Source organism: Georgenia sp. 311 (assembly GCF_006151955.1).
In the GTDB taxonomy this organism is placed as follows: Bacteria; Actinomycetota; Actinomycetes; order Actinomycetales; family Actinomycetaceae; genus Oceanitalea; species Oceanitalea wutianyii.
On record NZ_VDFS01000052.1, the window covers coordinates 85,360 to 104,273 of the forward strand.

An 18,914-nucleotide genomic window follows, 5' to 3' on the forward strand; every position below is an offset into this window, starting at 1 on the left:
GCGGCGTCGTGCTCGCCGCGTCCTACGAGGCGAAGGCGCACGGGGTGAGCGGCGGCATGCCCGGCTGGCGGGCCGCCCGGCTGTGCCCGGGGCTCACCTTCGTCCGGGGCAGCTTCGAGCGCTACCAGGGGCTGGCCGACGAGGTCATGGCGGTCCTGCGCGACGTCACTCCGCTCGTCCAGCGGATCTCCATCGACGAGGCCTTCCTCGACGTGTCCGGCGCGACCCACCTCTTCGGGCCGCCGGAGCAGATCGGCCGGCTGCTGCGCCGGCGGGTGCGGGAGGAGGTCGGCCTGCCGATCTCGGTCGGCGCGGCGAGCACGAAGCACCTGGCGAAGATCGCCTCGCAGGTGGCCAAGCCGGACGGGCTCGTCGTCGTCGAGCCGGGGACCGAGCGCGAGTTCCTCGACCCGCTGCCCGTCTCGCTCATCTGGGGCGTCGGCCCGGTGACCGAGCAGCGCCTCGCCGACCGCGGCATCCACACCATCGGCGACCTCGCCCGCTCCGACCGCAAGGCCGTCGAGCGGTTGCTCGGGCGGGCCGTCGGCTCCACGCTCCACGGCCTGGCCCACAACGAGGACCCGCGCCGGGTGAGCACCCACACCCGCGCCGGGTCGGTCGGGGCGCAGTCGGCGATGCGCCGGGTGGTGCCCACCCGCGAGCTCGTGCGCGCGGTGCTCAGCCACCTCGCCGAGCGGGTCGCCGGGCGGCTGCGGGCGAAGGGGCGGGCCGGGCGGACGGTGACCGTGCGGGTGCGCTTCGCGGGGATGCGCGCGGTGACGCGGGCACACACGCTCGCCGCCCCGGTCTCGGCCACCCTGACGATCACCGAGGTCGCCGAGCAGCTCGCGTGGCAGGCGATCGGGGACCAGGAGGAGGAGCGCCCGGAGATCACCCTGCTCGCCGTCTCCGTCTCCAAGCTCACCACCCAGGTGGCCGTCCAGCTCGAGCTCGAGCTGCCGCCGCCCGACCCGTGGCGGCCCGGCTCGCCCACCGGCGCGGCCCGCTGGGCGCTCGACCGCTCGATGGACGCCGCCCGGGAACGGTTCGGCCGTTCCGCCGTCGGCTACCTGCCGGCGACGATGCGCCGGGGCGGGGTGCCCGACGAGTTCCGCGAGCTCGCCGAGCACGACCTGTGAGCCGCTGTCAGTAGCCGCGCCCGAGGTCGACGGCGAGCGGGGGGCGGCGCCCGGCGGTGAGCGCCTCGTAGGCGGCGAGCACCGCCTCGACGACGTCCTGCGGCTCGGTGGGGCCCGAGATGTGGGGGGTGACGGTGACGCGCGGGTCGCGCCAGCGCCAGTCCTCGGCGGGCAGCGGCTCGGTCTCGTGGACGTCGAGGACCGCGCGGCGCACGTGGCCGGCGTCGAGCGCGGCCCGCAGGTCCTCGGGCACGAGGCTCGCGCCGCGGCCGACGTTGACGACGACGGCGCCGTCGAGCCGGGCGAGGAGGCCCGCGTCGATGAGCCCTCGGGTGGCGTCGGTGAGGGGGAGGGCACCGACGAGCGCGGCGCACTCCGCGAGGTGGGGACCGGCGTCCGTCAGGGCCACGACGTCGTCGAAGGCCGGCGCGGCGGTGCCCCGTGTGTTGACGCCGACCGTGCGGTACCCGCCGGCGCGCAGCGCTCCGGCGACCCCCGAGCCGATCTCCCCGGTCCCGAGGACGACGGCGGTGCTCCCCTCGACGCGCGTGGGCCCGAGCGGCTCCCACCGGGCGGCGAGCTGCTGGGCGGCGTACTCGCGCAGGTGCCAGGCGTCGGCGAGGAGGTGGGCCAGGACGTAGCTGCCGATGCGGCGCGGCATCGCGCCGACCGTCCGGGTGAGGACGACGTCGGTCCCGGCGAGGTCGGCGACGACCCGGTCCACCCCGGCCATCGGCAGGTGCATCCAGCGGATGCCCGAGCGCTCGAGGCCGGGAGGGACGGTGAAGCCGACGTAGCTGTCGGCCCACGCCGCGTCCTCCTCCGTCAGCGGGCCGTGCCGCACCGTCCGGGTCTCGAGCTCGGGCAGCGCCCGTGCGAGGTCGGCGGCGACGCGTTCGGCGTCACGGCCTGCGAGGAGCATGCGGCGGGGGGTGAAGGCGTCCACGTGATGGCTACTCATGTGGTCGTGTACAGCCGGCAGGGGTGCGGGGCATGTCTGCTGACGATGCGGAGCGTGCCGGGGTGGACTTCGAGGTCCGTGGACCTGGATGCCAACCCCGCGGCGCTGCGACTGGTGAAGGCGCTTGAGCTCAGCTCGGCGCCGGTGGTGGCGACGGGGGACCGGTGGTGGTCGGGCTTCCGGCTGGAGCAGATCCGGGCGTTGCGCCACGAGGCGTGACTGGGGGGAGCGGGGGACCGCACCTCACGGCTCGCCGGCGTCGGAGCTCGGCGGCTCTCCGCGCCCGGGCCGGCCGCACGATCGTCGGGCGGTGGGGCGGTCTCCCGCTCGACGTCGGCCGGGACCTCGGCGGCGCGCCAGCGGTCGAAGAGCTTCACGGCCCCATATTCCCGACGCGCGGGGCGGGCCGTCACTGCGCCCGCGGCGTCAGCGTCGTGACGACGCACCGCCACCCGCCGTCGGCGTCCCGGGCGAAGACGTCGGTCGTGTACTCGTCCTCGTGGAAGGGCCGGCCCTCCCAGTGGCCCGAGTTGGTCCCGTGCGCGAGGACGACGACGACGTCGCCCAGCTCCCGCACGTCGAGCACCTCGAAGCCCATCTCCTCGTGCGTCAGCCGCCCGCTGCGGACGAGGTCGAGGAACTGCCGGCGGTCGACCGTGCCGCCCGTGCCGACGAGCACCCAGTCCTGCGCGGCGTAGGCGCCGATCCGGTCGGCGTCGTTGGCGACGATCGCCTGCGCCCAGGCGTCGAGGACGCCGCGCATCTCCTGCCTCAGGTCCTGGCCCATCCCCCGATACTGCTCCGCCGCCGGCCTGGTGTCACGGTCTGGTAATAGGTGAGCTGTCAGCGCGAGGGGGGTGAGGGACACGAGGGGGACGCGCTGATCACGGCGGAGGACCTCCGGGGCGGCGGTGGGTCGCCGCCCCGGATGTCCTCCCGTCCCTGGCCTAGCTCAGCGTCAGGAGCGTCACCGCCCCCCGGCCGTTCCCGCTGCCGACGTCGCTGCGGGCCGCGGCCCGCAGGATCGCGTCGCGCTCGCGGACGGTGAGCACGCCGTCGGAGACGAGCACGCCGGTCACGTCACGGACGTGCCGCACGAACTCCCCGGGACGTGCCCACGTCGCGTCGTCGCGGATGAGGTCGTTGACCGTGCACCCGTCCGCGGTCCGGTGGTTGGGCACCCGGCTGTCGACGTCGCCGACGACGACCGTCTCGCGGGTGTCGGAGTCCGGGCACTCACCCGGGGGCTCCTCCTGCCCGACGATGCGGAAGGTGACCGTCTGCCACTCCTCGACGTTCCCCGCGATGTCCGCCGAGCGGAACTCCACCGTGTGCTCGCCCTCCTCCTCGAAGGTCACCGGGCCGCCGTAGACCGTGAAGTCCTCGGCGCCGGCGAGCCGCCAGTGGGTCTGGGCGACCCCGGAGGTGGCGTCCTGCGCCGTGAGGCTCAGGGCGACCTGACCGGTGTAGTCCTCCCCGTCCTGCTCCCCGGCGAGCGCGGCCGTGGTGCCCGGCGCCGTCTGGTCGATGAGGAACTCGATCTCCTTGATGCCCGTCTCCACCGGCTCCTCACCGGAGGAGGAGGGGGTCACCTCGAAGGTCGCGACCATCCCGCGCCACGTCGTCGGGTCGGTGAGGTCGGGCAGGTTCGCGTGCGGCGTGCAGTACACGTAGAACCGACCGGCCTCGGTGGCCTCGAAGTAGAACGGGTCGTCCTCCCAGTCCGAGCCCTCCGGACGGGAGGCGAGCACGTTCCCCTCGTCGTCGGTGACGACGACGTCGTGCGGGTAGCCCGGCACGTACTGGAACTTGATCGTGTCCCCCTGCTGGACGGCGAAGTCGGTCTCGCTGAACCCGAACCCGCCGGACCCCACGAGGATCTCCTTCTCGCTCGGCTCCTCGCCACCACCACTACCCGGCCGCACGGCCTTGTAGTCGATGTTGTAGACGCCGTCCTCATCGAAGGTGACCGGCTCGGTCCACGTGCGCCACTGCGTCTCGTCGGTCCGCGGACGCCACAGCAGCTGCGCCTGCGGGTCGTTGGACTCCAGCGTGAGCGTCACGGGGGAGACGTACCAGCGGCCGTCACCGTCGGGCGCGCCCGGCTCGAGCGTGGCGTCGACCGTGAGCTCTGGGACCTCCTGGGTGAGCTCCTTGATCCACACGTTGCGCAGCTCGACGTTGTCCCCGGCCTGCTGGCCGGAGGCGTGGTTCTGCAGGCCGACGAAGCCCTCGAGCCCGCGGCTGCCGTCACCGGTGTACGTCGCGACCTCGACGTCGTTGATCGTCACCCGGTACTCCTGGCCGATCGCCTCGATCTCCATCGTGTTCCACTCACCGATGGGGTTGGTGGCGACGGGCTCGGCCGGCGCGAAGGTGTAGATCGAGCCGGTGCGGGTCATCGGGTCGGTCGCCGCCTCGTAGATCTGGATCTCGTAGCCGTCGTCCACCGGCTTCCACGGGTCACCCTCCGGGTCCGGGAAGCGCACGAACACCCCGGAGTTGTCGGTCGGGTTCTGGACGCGGAAGTCGACCTGCATGACGAAGTCCTCGAACATCTGCTCGTCGTACCAGAGCAGACCCATGCCACCGTGCGGCTGGAGCACGCCGCAGTCACCGATCTCGAAGCCTCCGGTACCGGCCTGCGTCCACCCCTCGAGCGACTCGCCGTCGAACAGCGAGACGTAGCCCTCGGGCGGGGTCTGCTCGTCGGGGCAGGTCGTGTCCCCGAGCTCCTGGACCCAGACGTCGCGGAAGAACACGTTGTCCTCCACGCGGTTGTTCTGCAGCCCGATGTAGCCGGAGGACAGGTCGCGGCCGAGGTCGCCCGGGTCCTCGTAGTCGTTGACGAGGATGCCGTTGATCCACACCTTGACCATCGGGTCGTCGACCTCGATGACCATCTCGTTCCACTCACCGGCGACCGTCGGGAACGACGTCGGGGCCTGGTAGGTGTAGATCGACCCGGTCTTGGAGCTGTCGGCGGCGTTCGGGCTGCCGCCGGTGTCGTCGATGTTGATCTCGTAGCCCTGGCGCACCGCGACCCACGGGTCGTCACCCGGGTCCGGGAACCCGAAGAACACGCCTGAGTTGTCCGCCTCCGTCACGGCCTTGAAGTCGACGTGCAGCCGGTAGGACTCGAACTCCTCCTCGTACCAGAGCATGCCCAGCCCGGCCGGGTCACCGATGGTCTCGAGGGCGCACGCGCCCTCGCGGTCCGGGTCCGGGACGACGGCGAGCCCACCGGGCCCGGACTGGCGCCAGCCGTCGAGCGAGGCGCCGTCCCACAGCGCGCGGTAGCCGGCGTCGGGCGTCGGTGCGGCGCACACCGGCGGGGTCGGCTCCTGCTGGCCGCACAGCGAGAAGTCGCTGAACGTCGCGGTCTGCGGTGTCTGGATGGCGCCGGGGCCGTGCACGGCGAAGAAGCCGATCTTCGGCGCCTCGTACTGCCCGACCGGCGCCGGACGTCCGATGTTCACCCAGGAGCTGCCGGCCACGGAGTAGGCGGCCGCGACGTTGGTGCCGTCGCTCGTCAGCCGCAGGGTCAGCGTCCGTGGCGCGTTGTACAGGTACTGGTCGTCGACGTCGCCCTGGTAGCGGATCTCGCCGTCCTGGTGGAAGAGGTACTCGAACCGGGCCTCGGTGCTGTTGCCGTACGGCGGGAAGTACGCCAGCTTGGTGAAGTTGGCGTCGTCCTCGTAGACGATGAACCCGGCCTGGTCGTAGTCGACCGCGCCCGTCGGCATCTCGAGCGTGACCTCCGAGACCCACCGGCCCTCGGGGAGGTCGGTGAGCACGAGGTTCTGCCCGTCGGTCAGGATGTTGCCGCTGAGGTGGTTGCTGATCATGTCGCCCTGGAGCATGTCGATCTCCAGCGCGCCGTCCACCTGGCGGTAGCCGTCGGGGTTCTCCCGCACGATCGTCGACCACAGCTCGCGGTCGAGCTCCTCGCCGGCGAAGTCGTCGGCGCGGCAGACGTCGGGCACCGACCCGCCGTCGTCGCTCACGTAGTCGATGCGGTAGAGCGCCTGGCTGGCGCCGGTGTCGAACGAGCCGCCCTCGAGCACGTACAGCGAGCCGTCCGGGCCGAACTGCCCGTCCATGAGGCCGGCCCACCACTCGCCCGCCATGAAGTCGTCGATCGCGGTGACCTGCTCGTTCTCGTCCAGCTCGGCCGTCTTGATGTGGCCGCGGTGGTAGTCGAGGAGGAACCAGCGCCCGTCGTAGTGCTCGGGGAACTTCGTGTCGGAGTCGAGGTCCGCGTCGTAGCGGTACACCGGTCCGGACATCGGGCCGCCTGCGCCGGAGCCCATGTTGAGGAAGGGCTCGGGGATCGGGTTGATCTCCTGGGCGGGCCAGCCCTCCCACGACTCGGGCCAGTTGGCCCAGCTGCGCGGGTAGTAGATGGTCGCGGGCTTGACCGGCGGGAGCTTCTCCAGGCCGGTGTTGTTCGGGGAGTCGTTGACCGGACCGCCCACGCAGTCGTAGAAGTCGCCGAGCGGCTGGTCGGTCACGTAGTCCCACGGCCGGTACGGGTAGTTGTTCCCGATGCAGAACGGGTAGCCGAAGTTCGCCGGCTCGGACGTCGCCATGTACTGGTCGAAGCCCCACGGCCCGCGCTCGGTCCACTCACCGAGCCGGTCGGGCCCGTAGTTGCCGATGTGCAGCCGGTCGGTCGCCGGGTCGATCGAGATGCGGAAGGGGTTGCGGAAGCCCATCGCGTAGATCTCGGCCCGCGTGAGGTCCGGGTCGGAGGTCTCGGGCGGGAAGAGGTTGCCCTCGGGGATCGTGTACGTCCCGTCCGGCTGGGGCGTGATCCGCAGGACCTTGGCGCGCAGGTCGTTGGTGTTGCCCGACGTGCGGCGGTCGTCGTTGTACCAGTGGGTCGGCCGGTTGTCGATGGGCGAGTACTGGTTGTTGAGGTCGGGCGTCGACTCGTCGCCCGTGCTGAGGTAGAGGTTGCCCTCGGAGTCGAAGTCGAGGTCGCCCGCGACGTGGCAGCAGTTCGTCTTCTCGTAGGGGACCTTGAGCATGACGATCTCCGAGGAGACGTCGATCTCGTCGTCCACCAGCGTGAAGCGCGAGAGGACGTGGTTGTTCTCCTCGCGGCTCGTGTAGTAGGCGTACAGCCAGCCGTTGGACTCGAAGTCCGGGTCGAGGGTGAGGCCGAGGAGGCCGCCCTCCTGGTTCTTGGACCCCTCGATGTCCGGGCGCGCCGGCAGCGGGTGGTCGTCGAAGACGCTGAGCTCGGCGGCGACCGTCGTCTCACCCGTGTCCGGGTGGTAGATCTGGACGACGCCGTCGCGGCTGGTCGTGAAGACCCGGCCGTCGGCGGCGATGTCCATGGTCATCGGCTGCGGCACCGAGGCCAGCCGGACCTTCTCGAACTCGTCCGTCGCCGAGAGCTCGGCGAACGTCCGTTCCTCCGCGACGTCCTGCGCGGCCACGTCGACAGGGTCTGCCCCTGCCGGCGCGGCCACGAAGAATGACATCACCAATGGTAACGACAACAATCCAGCAATGGATCGTCTACTCATGACCCCTCCACTCTGAGTAAACATACGGAGTTATTCACAGTGTCCGCAGGTGTGGGGGTTGTCAAGGGTTCGTCCTGCATTTGAGAAATGTAATTCGCGGCTTTGTCGTGCGGGCGCGCGCAATTGCGCGAACCGAATATTCGCAGGCTGTCGCGAGGTCCGCGTGGTGCATTGATTTCTCAAAGGCCGCCGGAGCGGCTCGTGTGCGGCAGGTGGGAGCGGTTCCTCCTCCCCCCGGGTGCCCCCACCTGCCTGCCGCGGGCGGGGCCGTCGCCGGACCCGCCCGCGGTACCGCTCAGCCCGGCTGGCCGACCGTCTCGAGGATCTCGCCGGTCTCCCGGTGCTGGAAGAGCACCTTGGTCCGGCCGTCGGGCAGGATCTCCCGCTTGATGACGGCGTGCCCCTCGTGCAGCTCGGGGGACCGGGAGATGCGCGGCGTCGTGCCCCCGCGCCAGTCCTCGATCTCCACCGGCGCCCACGCACCGCTCTGCGCGGAGGCGTAGCACGCGTCGATGATCGCGTTGACGACGTACCCGTCGTAGAACGACTCCTGCGGCCGGGTCCCGGCGTCCATGGAGTCGAACATGTCGGTGAACATGTCGAGGTAGCCGAGCTCGGTGACCTCGTCACCCACCGGGAAGAGCCAGCCGCTCGTCGTCTCCGCCTTCTCCGCGACGTAGCCGGCCGACTTGCCGGTGGTGAACATGTCGAAGCCGGTGCGCAGGAAGTGGTTGAGCCAGATCGTGCCCTCGGTGCCCTGGACCTCGTCGCGCAGGTCGAGCCCTCCGCGGAACGCCCAGGAGACCTCGAACTGCCCGATGGCGCCGGACTCGAAGCGGATGAGGGCGACCGCGTGGTCGTCCGCGCTGATCGGGTGGACCAGCGTGTCCTTCCAGCAGAAGACCTCGACGGGCCGGTTCCCCTTGCCCACGAAGTTGCGGCAGATCGCGATGCAGTGGCAGCCGAGGTCGACGATGACGCCGCCGCCCGCCTTCTTCTCGTCCCAGAACCACGCGCTGTGCGGACCGGGGTGCGTCTCGCGCGACCGGACCCACAGGACGTCCCCGAGCGCGCCGTCCTGCACCGACTTCACCGCGGTGAGGGTCTTGGGGGTGTAGACGAGGTCCTCGAGGTAGCCGGCGAACACCCCGTGCTGCTCGACGATGTCGAGCATGCGCTTGGCCTCGGCGGCGGTGCGACCCAGCGGCTTGGTGCACAGCACCGCCTTGCCGTTCTCGGCGGCCAGGCGCACCGCCTCCTCGTGCATGTCGTTGGGGAGCCCGATGACGACCGTGTCGATGTCCGGGTCGGCGCAGGCCGCCTCGAGCGACGTCGTCGAGCGCGGCACCCCCCAGCGCTCACGGAACGCGGCTCCGCGCTCCTCGCTGCGCGAGTAGACGAGCTCGACCGTGTCCTTCGTGCGGCCGCGGTTGAGCGCGGCGGTGTAGAAGTCACCGATGAGTCCGGTGCCCAGCATGGCGATTCGATGTGCTGTCACAGCACAGTCCTCCTTCGTCGAGTGCTTGCGTGGTGTCCGCGCGGCGACGCCGCCTCCGGGCAGTGGGCCCGCCGGTCGGCGCCGCCCGTCGTGTGTTCCCCCTGACCACCCCTCCCGCCCGAGACGCGGTCTCAGTCCGACCGCTGCCCGGAGACGGCGACGTACACCCAGGCCAGGGCCAGGACGATCGCGCCGTACACGAGCTGCTGGACGGCCTGTCCCACGCCGAGGGTGAGCAGCAGCCGGTTGAGGACGGTGAGGACGAGCGCGCCGACGATGGTGCCGCCGTACCCGCCCGCCCCGCCGAGGATCGAGGTCCCGCCGATGACGGCCGCGGCGATGCTCGGCAGCAGGAAGGAGTTCGTCTGGCTCGGGCCGACGGAGCCGCTGCTGCCCGAGATGAGCAGGCCGGCGATCGCGGCGAGGACGCCGACGACGACGTAGGTGGCGATGAGCACCTGCCACACCTTGACCCCGGAGAGCCGGCACGCGAGCGGGTTGTCCCCGACGCCGTAGATGTTGCGTCCCAGCCCGGTCCGGGCGAGCCCGAGGACGAGGACGACGGAGACGACGGCCCACACGACGGCGTTGAGCGGGACGGGCCCGACGAGCGTCCCGCCGCCGACGGTCTCCAGCACCGCAGGCACGACGGTGGGGCCGGAGAGGAAGCCGCCGCTCGAGAGCCCGACGGACACGAGTCCGAGCAGGACGCTCGACATGCCGATCGTCATGATGAGCGGGTGGACGCGGAAGATGCCGATGCCGACCCCGTTGACCAGGCCGGCGGCCGCGCCGACGACGAGAGCGAGGGCGAGTGCCTGGACCGGTCCCGCGCCGCTCTGGGTGGCGGCGACGTAGGCCGCGACGTTCGCCGTCATCGTCACCGACAGGTCGATCCCGCCGGTGAGGAAGGCGAGCGTCTGGCCGGCCGCGAAGATCGCGAGCGGGCAGGCGAGCAGGAGGATCGAGCGCAGCCCTCGCATGGTGAACAGGCTCGGGTCGAGCAGCGCCGTCACGAGGTAGAAGACGACGAACACGACGCCGAGGACGATGACCGGTCGGTCGGTGAGCCCTCGCCGCAGGCGCTGTGACCTGGGGAGGGGAGGGGCGACGGCGGTGCTCACAGCTTCCTCCTGCGCAGCTCGAGCAGGCCGCCGAGCATGACCACCCCGATGATGATCAGCCCCTCGAGCAGCACTGCGACGTTCGGGTTGACCCCCAGGCTCAGCAGGATCGCCGGGATGAGGGTGAGGACGAAGGCGGCGAGGACGGGGCCGAGCAGCTGGCCGCGTCCGCCGGAGAGGGCGACGCCGCCGAGGACGACGGCCGCGACCGAGCCGAGGAGCGCGCCGAGGGCGATCGACTCCTGCGGGCTGCCGCTGCCGAGCAGCGCCGTCGTCACGAGGCCGGCGAGCCCGGCGAACACGCCGGAGACGACGTAGGCGTGGACGCGCGCCCGCTTGACGACGATGCCGGCGAGGAACGCTGCCTGCCGGTCGCTGCCGATGGCGTAGGTCGCGATCCCGGCGCGGCTGCGCCGGAAGGGGATCCAGATCAGGCAGTAGATGCCGGTGAGCCAGAGCAGGGCGGGCCAGGGGTTGGAGAAGCCGCCGACGATCAGCTGGGAGAGCTGCGGGTTCGCCCGGCCACCCGGCCCGCCGAGGATGAGCAGCGCGAGCCCGACGAAGGCGAAGTGCAGCGCGAGGGTGACGACGATGTCGGGCATCCCGGACACCGTGACGATCCAGCCCATGAGCCCGGAGAGCAGCGCGGTCCCGGCGACGGTGAGGACGGCGACGAGGACGCTCGTGCCGAGGGACGCGTCCTCCATGAGCCAGGCGGAGAAGCAGTTGGCGAGCACCATGAGCGCCCCGACCGCGAGGTTGATGCCCCCGGACAGGACGACGACCCCCTGGGCCATGGCGAGGAGCGCGAGCATGAGGCTGCCGGCCGTGAGGGCGCGCAGCTCGAAGCCGCCGAAGTTCTCCACCTGGAGGTAGCGGACGAGGATCATCGCGAGCAGCAGCACGGCCACGCCCGCGACCCACCCGTTCTGCTGGCGGAAGCGGGTGAGCCGGCTGGTCGGCTCGGGGACGGTGGTGGTGACGCTCACGAGGTGGTCACCTCCGCCTCGTGCAGCCCGTGCGCGGCGTGCAGCAGCGCCTCCTCACCGGCGTCCGCCGGCAGCTCGGCGACGACGGTGCCGCGGTAGAGGACGAGCACGCGGTCGCAGACGAGCCCGATCTCGCGCAGCTCGCTCGTGTACATGAGGACGGCGGCACCCGAGTCGGCGACCTCGCGGACGAGGTCGTAGATCTGGCGCTTGGTGCCGATGTCGATCCCGCGGGTGGGGTCGAAGAGGAGCAGCGTGCCGAACCCCTCGGCGAGCCAGCGCCCGATGGTGAGCTTCTGCTGGTTGCCGCCGGACAGGCGCCGGGCCTGGGAGGCCGCCCGGGTGTCGATCGACAGTCGCGCGACCGCCCGGTCGACGGCGCGGTCCTCCCGCCGCCGGCTGATCGGCCCCCAGCGGGAGACGCGCGCCCGGGAGGGCAACGCGATGTTCTCCCGGATGGACCGCTTGGGCAGCAGTGCCCACGACCTGTCGGCGGGGACGAGCACGACCCCCTTGCGGATCGCCGCCGCCGGGTGGCGGGCCGTGAGCACCTCGCCGTCGACCCGGATCTCCCCGGTGCGCGGGCGCTGGTCCCCGGCGAGGACGTCGAAGAGCGTGTCCTGCCCCTGGCCCTCGAGCGCGACGAGGCCGAGCACCTCGCCCGGACGGACGTCGAGGCTGACGTCGTGGAGCATGTCCCCCGCGCCGAGGTCCTCCACGACGAGTCGGGGCGCCACCTCCGGCCGGTCCGCCGTGCGGGTCCGGCGGCCCTCCGCTGCCTCCTCGACCAGCCGGTCCCCGAGCATCGAGGCGACGATCCGCTGCTCCCGGCCCTCCTTCGGGGCGAAGCGTGCGACGTCGCCGCCGTCGCGGAAGACGGTGCACATGTCGCAGTGCTCGACGACCTCCTCGAGCCGGTGGGAGATGAACAGGACCGACCCGCCCTCCTGCCGCTGGCGGGCCATGACGGCGAAGACCTTCTCGCTGAGGTCGGCCGGCAGGGCCGCGGTGATCTCGTCGAGGATGAGCAGCCGAGGCCGGTGCGCCAGCGCGCGGGCGAGGTCGATCATCCGGAGGAACGGGAGCGGGATGTCGCGCACCCGCTCGTCGAGGTCGAGGCCCCGGATGTCGAGCCCGGCGAGGTGCTGCTCGACGGTGCTCGCGTCGGTGGCGGTGAGCCGGAGGTTGTCGCGCACCGTGAGGTCGGGGATGAGCGCGGGGTCCTGGAACACCGCGGCGATGCCGCGGGCGTACCCGTCGGCGGGGGAGCGCAGCGTCACGGGTGCGCCGTCGAGGGTGACGGTGCCGGCGTCGCGGGTGATGACGCCGGTGAGCGCCTTGACGAAGGTGGACTTGCCCGCGCCGTTCGCGCCGAGGAGCGCGTGCGTCTCCCCGTGGCCGACGGTGACGTCGGCGGAGCGCAGGGCGAGGACGCTGCCGTAGGACTTGGCCACCCCGCGGGCGGCCAGCAACGTTTCGGAGGACATCGTGCTCTCTCACGTCAGGGCCGGGGTGTCCGGGGCGTGACCGCCCCGGACACCCCCTGCCGTACGGCAGGTCAGGAACCGCTGGGGCCCTCGCAGGCGTAGAGCTGCTCCCGGGTCATCTCGAGCGGGTAGTCGATCTCCACGGCGGCGCTGGTGTCCTGCCCGCGGTCGGGCTCGTGCGCCTCCTCGAGCCGGTCGGCGGCGTCGGCCATCGTCCACAGCTCGGGGGTGAGCATCGTCGTCTGCTCGACGTCCTCGCCGGCGAGCACCTTGAGCGCGACGTTGGTGCCGACAGCGCCGATGACGGCGGGGTTGGTGACGACGGCGCCCGGTGCGCCGTCGAGCAGCTGCCCGACGAACGCGTTGCTGTCCTGCCCGGTGACGGGGACGAGGTCCTTGCCGGCGGTGCGGATGCCGTTGACGACGGTGTAGTCCGCGCCGGTGGTCCACACGCCGTCGTAGTCGCTCGCGCTGAACTGCTGGACGGCGATCTCCCCGGCGAGCGTGTAGTCCCAGTTGCTCCACACGGTGGTGAGCTCGATGTCGGGGTAGTTCTCGAGGGCGGCCATGACGCCCTCGTGCCGGTCGGTGTCGGACTGGACGCCCTCGATGCCCCGGACGTAGAGGATGTCGCCGGAACCACCGACCTCCTCGGCGAGCCACTCCATGCCCACGCGGCCCCACTCGACCTGGTCGTTCGTGACGACGTAGGCGTTCTCGCTCGTCACGGCGGCGTCGACGGCGACGACGACGATGCCCTGGGCGGTCGCCTCGTCGATGATGCCGTTGAGCTGCTCGGGGTCCGAGGGGTTGACGACGATGGCGTCCACGCCCTCCGAGATCAGGGTCTGCAGGTGCTGGACCTGCTCGGTGGGCCCGGCGTTCTCCGAGAGCACGACGACGCGGGAGACCTGGCCGCTGGCGAGGGCCTCGGCCTGGATCGAGCAGACCATCTGCTCGCGCCACCCGTTGCCGGCGAGGGTGTTGCTCACGCCGATGACGTAGTCACCCCCGCCTCCGTCGGCGTCGTCGGTACCGTCGCCGCTCGCGTTCCCGTCACCCGAGCCGCAGGCGCTCAGCGCCAGGACGAGTGCGGTGGCGACTGCTGCCGTGCCGGCTTTCGTGTTCAGCCTCATCGCTGGTTTCTCCCGTGTATTCGATTTGTCGTTTCGAATTGGCGTCCGGGCGCGCCGAACCACTCGGTCGTACGTCCCCGGGTGCGCAGCTCCTTTGCTTTTGTACGACCTCATAACTAAAGCGGGGCGCCTGCGTGTACCTAAGAAACTAATGACTCCGGACAGAAGCCGTCAAGGGTTGACGCAAATGTTTGTCGTCAGTCGCTGCGAAGGTCGGTGCGCCGGGTCGCGCCCGCTCGTGCTCCCGGACGTCCGCGCTCGGCCGGAGGGTGGAGCCGGGACGTGGCGGGACCGGCAGACCCGGTGACTTCGGCCCGGCCGGCCACTACCCTCCCGGCCATGAGCGGTGAGCCGGGGGGCGCCGCCGGGCGGACCACGGGTCCGTCCGGCGGGCTCCGGCTCGCCGCGCTGCGCGGCGGGTTCGGTGCGCTGGACCGGGTCGCGCCGGAGGTCGGCGCGCGGTGGGCGGTGCGGATCTGGTGCACGGTCCCTCGCGGCGGAGGGCTGCGCCGGGACGAGCGGCCGGGCGAGGGGGAGCGTTCCACCGTCGCGGTCGCGCCGGGACGTGACGTCGTCGTCGAGACGTGGGGGAGCGGTGAGCCTGTCTACCTCGTCCACGGGTGGGGTGGCTGGCGCGGGCAGCTCGGCGCGTTCGTCGCCCCGCTCGTCGCGCAGGGTCGTCGCGTCGTCGCGTTCGACGCCCCCAGCCACGGCGAGTCCGCTCCCGGGTTCCTCGGCCCGCGCCGGTCGACCGCGCTCGAGATGGTCGACGCGCTGAAGGCGGTGACCGCCGCCCACGGCACACCGGCCGCCGTCGTGGCGCACTCCCTCGGCGCGACGGTGACGACGATCGCCGTCACGGACGGCGTCGCGGCGGGCCGGCTCGCCCTCCTCGCCCCGAGCGCGGAGGTGCTCTCCATGACGCGGACGATGGCGCGCCACCTGGGCTACGGAGAACGGACCCGGAGCCGGTTCGACCGGCGCCTGGAGGCGCTGGCCCGGCGGCCCCTGCGCGACTTCGACCTCACCGCCCACGACGTCACCGTGCCCGTGCTCGTCGTCCACGACCGGCAGGACAAGGAGGTGCCACACGCCGACGGCGTTCGCGTCGCGGGCACCTGGCCGGACGGCACGCTCGTGACGACCGAGGGGCTCGGGCACCGGCGGCTGCTGCGTGACCCGGGCGTCGTCGACGTCGTCACACGGTTCGTCGCCGCGTCGGACGGTGCGCAGGGCAGCTCTCCCGCGCGCTGACGGCGATGTCGGTGGTCGCCGATAGCGTGGCGGCAGGCACCGAGGGAGGTGGACGGCGTGACGGCAGTGGTAGCGGGACCGGCCTGCGAGGAGTGGGAGTGGCCGGCGGGTACAGCCGAGGAGGGTCCTGCCGTCCTCCGTCCGCTGCCGCCCGACCCGCTCGGCGAAGGCGGTCCGGGTCTCGACCTCGCCCGGCTGGACGACTGGGCAGGCGACGAGGAGGACGGTCCGTCGCCGAGCGACCACCTGCCCAGCGACGTTCTCGCCACCGTGGAACCGGGCGAGCTCCTCCTGGCCGAGCTCGAGTCCACCGACCCACGCACGGCGGACGACTACCACCTCGTGGAGATGATCGCCGGGTACCAGCGGGTCGCGGCCTGGGCGCAGTGGCGGATGGCCTGCCTGGCCCGCCGGCTGTCGCGTCGCCCGGCGCTGAGCCCTCGTCACTCGCTGCCGACCGGCGAGCAGGTGGTCGACATGACCGCTCAGGAGCTCGCCCCGCGCCTCGGCATCTCCCGGTTCGCCGCGCGCCGGCTCGTGGAGAACGGGCGGCTGTTCGACCTGAAGCTCGAGGACACCGGCGCCGCGCTCGAGCGCGGCCGGATCGACTACCCCAAGGCCTGCACCCTCGCGCGGCTCCTCAAGGACCAGCCCGACGACGTCGCCTGGGCCGTGCAGCAGGAGGTCCTTCCCCACGCCCCGCACCAGACGGTCACCCAGCTCGAGCGCGCGGTGAGCAGGGCGATCATCGCGATCGACCCGCTGCGGGCAACGGCCCGGGCCAGGGAGGCGCGCGAGCTGCGGCGTGTCCACCACCCGCGGCCGCTGCCCGACGGCATGGCCTCGCTCACGGCCGTCCTGCCCGCCACCGACGCCGCGGGTCTGGACCTCGCGCTGGAGGCCGCGGCCCGGTCGGCGCGGGCCGGTGGTGACCCGCGCACCATCGACCAGCTCCGCGCCGACGCCCTCGCCCTGCTCGGCCACGGCGCGCTCGACCGCGGGTTCATCGGGGAAGCTCCCGGCGACTGTCGCCCGGCAGGGGCGGAGGCGGGCGGCCCCTCGGCCCACTCGGCACCGCCGCGGGACCTCGGTGACGATCTGCCCCGCATGGAGACCGGCAACAGCTTCCTGCGCACCCGGCACATGCCCGTCGGGGGCATCGGCGGCGACAGGGCACAGGTCAGGGTGACCGTCCCGCTCTCGGTCCTCCTCCCGCCCGCCCCGCCCGCCGGCGGTCGTCCCGGGTACGGCCCGCCCGACGAGGACTTCGCCGACCAGGGCCCGCCCGACGACGCTCCACCCGACGACCGCCACGACGGACCCGCGGTCGAGGTCGCCGAGCTCGACGGCTACGGGCCCATCACCCCGGACGTCGCCCGCGCACTCGCCCACAGCGGCGGCACCTGGCGCCGGATCGTCACCGACCCGTTCTCCGGGCGGCTGCTCGACGTCGGCCGGTCCCGCTACCGCCCACCCGCGCCTGTCGCCGACTTCGTGCGTGCCCGCGACGGCACCTGCGTGGCCCCGGGCTGTTCCACACCGGCCGGTGCGTGCGAGATCGACCACGTCGTGCCGTGGGCGTTCGGCGGCCGCACCGGCATCGACAACCTCGCGGCGCTGTGCCCCCGGGACCATGCCGCCAAGACCGTCGGCGACTTCCGGCTCCGCCACCTGGGCGACGGTGCCTTCGAGTGGACCACCCCCACCGGCCACCACTACGTCCGGCACAGGTCCGGACGTGTCACCTCCCTCGGCCGGGCGGAGGCCCCGGGCAACCCGCCGTTCTGACCGGCCGGACCGAGTGGCTCGCCACCTTGGCCGAGGGCCACGAACCGGGCCGCGGGTCTGTCCGCGGGACGGGTGCCCGCCCTACGATGGCCGCCTCAGCGCCGACGCCGCCGAGCGCCGGCCCCGCGACGTGGAGGTCAGCATGACCGGTCGAGTCGTCCACTTCGAGATCCCCTTCGAGGACAAGGAACGGGCCAAGCGCTTCTACGGCGAGATCTTCAACTGGACCTTCGACGAGATGCCCGAGCTCGACTACGTCGGGGTGTCCACCGGCCCGGCGCGCGAGGACGGCATGCCGGACGAGCCGGGCTACATCGGTGGCGGGATGACGCAGCGTCAGGGCGCCAACACCGCCCCGATCATCGTGCTCGCCAGCGCCGACATCGACGCCGACCTCGCGCGGGTGGAGTCGAACGGGGGAGCGGTGCTCGAGCCGAAGTCGCCGGTGGCCGAGATGGGTTTCGCCGCGTACTTCACCGACTCCGAGGGCAACGTCGTCGGGCTCTGGCAGAGCGCCTGACCGGACACGTCCGGCCTGGTCCGCCGGCAGGGCCCGGCCCGTGCGACGAGCGCGGCCCGGCTGTGCCCGACCCTCGCACGCCTGCGCGCGCGGGTGCTCTCTGGTGGGATGCTGCGGGGACGCGATGATCGTCGGAACGGAGACACCATGCGACCACACGAACCGGCCCTCGGGCCGGCGGGACGTGGCAGGGCCTGGAGACCGTGGTGAGACGACAGGCGCCCCGGCCCGCGGAGCTCCGCGAGCTCCTTCAGCTCAAGCGCCCCACGTTCGACGCGCGACGGCGGCGACTGGAGGCCGCCCTCACCATCGAGGACCTGCGGCGCATCGCCAAGCGGCGCACGCCGGCCGCGGCGTTCGACTACACCGACGGTGCCGCGGAGGACGAGCTGTCGCTGAAGCGGGCCCGCCAGGCCTTCCGGGACGTCGAGTTCCACCCCGCGATCCTGCGCGACGTCTCCCACGTCGACACCTCGACCACCGTGTTCGGCGGCCCGTCCGCGCTGCCCTTCGCCATCGCCCCCACCGGCTTCACCCGCCTCATGCACACCCAGGGCGAGCACGCCGGGGCGGCCGCCGCCGGGGCGGCGGGCATCCCCTTCACCCTCTCCACGCTCGGCACCGCGACCATCGAGGACGTCCGCGCCGCCAACCCCCACGGGCGCAACTGGTTCCAGCTCTACGTGATGAAGCAGCGCGAGATCTCCTACGGCCTCGTCGAGCGCGCGGCGCAGTCGGGCTTCGACACGCTGTTCTTCACCGTCGACACGCCCGTGGCCGGTGCCCGGCTGCGCGACACCCGCAACGGCTTCTCCATCCCGCCCCGGCTCACCGTCCGCACCGTGGCGAACGCCGTCCCGCGCCCCTGGTGGTGGGTCGACTTCCTCACGACGCCGAAGCTCGAGTTCGCCTCCCTGTCCTCCACCGGGGGGACTGTCGGAGAGCTGCTCGACTCGGCCATGGACCCGTCGATCACGTGGGCCGACCTCGAGACGATCCGCTCGATGTGGCCCGGCCGGCTCGTCGTCAAGGGCGTGCAGACGGTCGCCGACGCGCGGCAGCTCGTCGACCACGGGGTCGACGGGATCGTGCTGTCCAACCACGGCGGGCGCCAGCTCGACCGCGCGCCGGTGCCCTTCCACCTGCTGCCGGAGGTCGTGCGCGAGGTGGGCCGGCACACCGAGGTCGCCGTGGACACGGGGATCATGAGCGGTGCCGACGTCGTCGCCTGCCTCGCCCTCGGGGCGCGGTTCACGATGGTGGGCCGGGCCTACCTCTACGGCCTCATGGCCGGGGGACGCCAGGGCGTGGACCGGGCGATCGAGATCCTCGCCGGGCAGGTGGTGCGCACGATGAAGCTCCTCCAGGTGACGTCGGTGGAGGAGCTCGGTCCCCAGCACGTCACCCAGCTCCAGCGACTGGTGCCGCGGCGGCTGCCGGGAGGCGACCGGTCGCCGATCTGAAGCCGACAGGGGTCGTCG

The 18,914-nt window shown here is 72.3% G+C and carries 14 protein-coding genes; 6 read left to right on the forward strand and 8 right to left on the reverse strand.

Features of this window, described 5'->3' with window-relative positions:
- Nucleotides 1–1,139: DNA polymerase IV (locus FHE66_RS11415; protein ID WP_139073124.1), on the forward strand; the 1,139-nt coding region annotated here is incomplete at its 5' end.
- A 7-nt stretch (nt 1,140–1,146) separates the two neighbouring features.
- Here the strand turns inward: FHE66_RS11415 and FHE66_RS11420 are convergent.
- A complete protein-coding gene (locus tag FHE66_RS11420; RefSeq protein WP_139073073.1) occupies nt 1,147–2,100 on the reverse strand; it encodes an NAD(P)-dependent oxidoreductase in 954 nt (317 codons plus the stop codon).
- A 78-nt stretch (nt 2,101–2,178) separates the two neighbouring features.
- Here FHE66_RS11420 and FHE66_RS15745 point away from each other — a divergent pair, with 78 nt between their 5' ends.
- Nucleotides 2,179–2,319 carry a hypothetical protein gene (locus FHE66_RS15745; RefSeq protein ID WP_218013700.1) on the forward strand — a complete coding sequence of 47 codons (141 nt, stop codon included), beginning with the start codon at nt 2,179–2,181 and terminating at the stop codon, nt 2,317–2,319.
- Nucleotides 2,320–2,509: 190 nt separating this feature from the next.
- On the opposite strand, the gene FHE66_RS11425 is transcribed toward FHE66_RS15745, so the two are convergent.
- The 7 genes from FHE66_RS11425 to FHE66_RS11455 all read right to left on the reverse strand — a co-directional run bounded on the left by FHE66_RS11425 (nt 2,510) and on the right by FHE66_RS11455 (nt 13,871).
- Nucleotides 2,510–2,887, reverse strand: a complete 378-nt coding sequence (locus FHE66_RS11425; protein WP_139073074.1) for a nuclear transport factor 2 family protein — start codon at nt 2,885–2,887, stop codon at nt 2,510–2,512.
- Nucleotides 2,888–3,047: 160 nt separating this feature from the next.
- Nucleotides 3,048–7,592 carry a family 16 glycoside hydrolase gene (locus FHE66_RS11430; RefSeq protein ID WP_218013701.1) on the reverse strand — a complete coding sequence of 1,515 codons (4,545 nt, stop codon included), beginning with the start codon at nt 7,590–7,592 and terminating at the stop codon, nt 3,048–3,050.
- A gap of 340 nt (nt 7,593–7,932) precedes the next feature.
- Nucleotides 7,933–9,135, reverse strand: coding sequence for a Gfo/Idh/MocA family protein (locus FHE66_RS11435; RefSeq protein WP_139073076.1), 1,203 nt, complete (start codon nt 9,133–9,135; stop codon nt 7,933–7,935).
- 131 nt (nt 9,136–9,266) lie between these two features.
- Nucleotides 9,267–10,259, reverse strand: coding sequence for an ABC transporter permease (locus FHE66_RS11440; RefSeq protein ID WP_139073077.1), 993 nt, complete (start codon nt 10,257–10,259; stop codon nt 9,267–9,269).
- Nucleotides 10,256–11,248 (reverse strand): ABC transporter permease, encoded by a 993-nt coding sequence (locus FHE66_RS11445; protein WP_218013702.1) that lies wholly within the window; start codon nt 11,246–11,248, stop codon nt 10,256–10,258. Before FHE66_RS11445 ends, FHE66_RS11440 begins: the two co-directional genes overlap by 4 nt.
- Nucleotides 11,245–12,735: a sugar ABC transporter ATP-binding protein gene (locus tag FHE66_RS11450; RefSeq protein WP_139073078.1), complete on the reverse strand. Its 1,491-nt coding sequence runs from the start codon at nt 12,733–12,735 to the stop codon at nt 11,245–11,247. The genes FHE66_RS11445 and FHE66_RS11450 overlap by 4 nt, the downstream gene beginning before the upstream one ends.
- Nucleotides 12,736–12,806: 71 nt before the next feature.
- Nucleotides 12,807–13,871 (reverse strand): substrate-binding domain-containing protein, encoded by a 1,065-nt coding sequence (locus FHE66_RS11455; protein WP_139073079.1) that lies wholly within the window; start codon nt 13,869–13,871, stop codon nt 12,807–12,809.
- 339 nt (nt 13,872–14,210) lie between these two features.
- Between FHE66_RS11455 and FHE66_RS11460 the strand changes: the two genes are divergently transcribed.
- The 4 genes from FHE66_RS11460 (at nt 14,211) to FHE66_RS11475 (ending at nt 18,896) form a co-directional block, all read left to right on the forward strand.
- Complete coding sequence (locus FHE66_RS11460) at nt 14,211–15,125, forward strand: alpha/beta fold hydrolase (protein ID WP_139073080.1); 915 nt, start codon at nt 14,211–14,213, stop codon at nt 15,123–15,125.
- Nucleotides 15,126–15,182: 57 nt separating this feature from the next.
- A complete protein-coding gene (locus FHE66_RS11465; protein WP_139073081.1) occupies nt 15,183–16,913 on the forward strand; it encodes an HNH endonuclease signature motif containing protein in 1,731 nt (576 codons plus the stop codon).
- 142 nt (nt 16,914–17,055) lie between these two features.
- Nucleotides 17,056–17,433, forward strand: a complete 378-nt coding sequence (locus tag FHE66_RS11470; protein WP_139073082.1) for a VOC family protein — start codon at nt 17,056–17,058, stop codon at nt 17,431–17,433.
- 203 nt (nt 17,434–17,636) lie between these two features.
- Complete coding sequence (locus tag FHE66_RS11475; RefSeq protein ID WP_139073083.1) at nt 17,637–18,896, forward strand: alpha-hydroxy acid oxidase; 1,260 nt, start codon at nt 17,637–17,639, stop codon at nt 18,894–18,896.
- Nucleotides 18,897–18,914 lie beyond the last annotated feature (18 nt).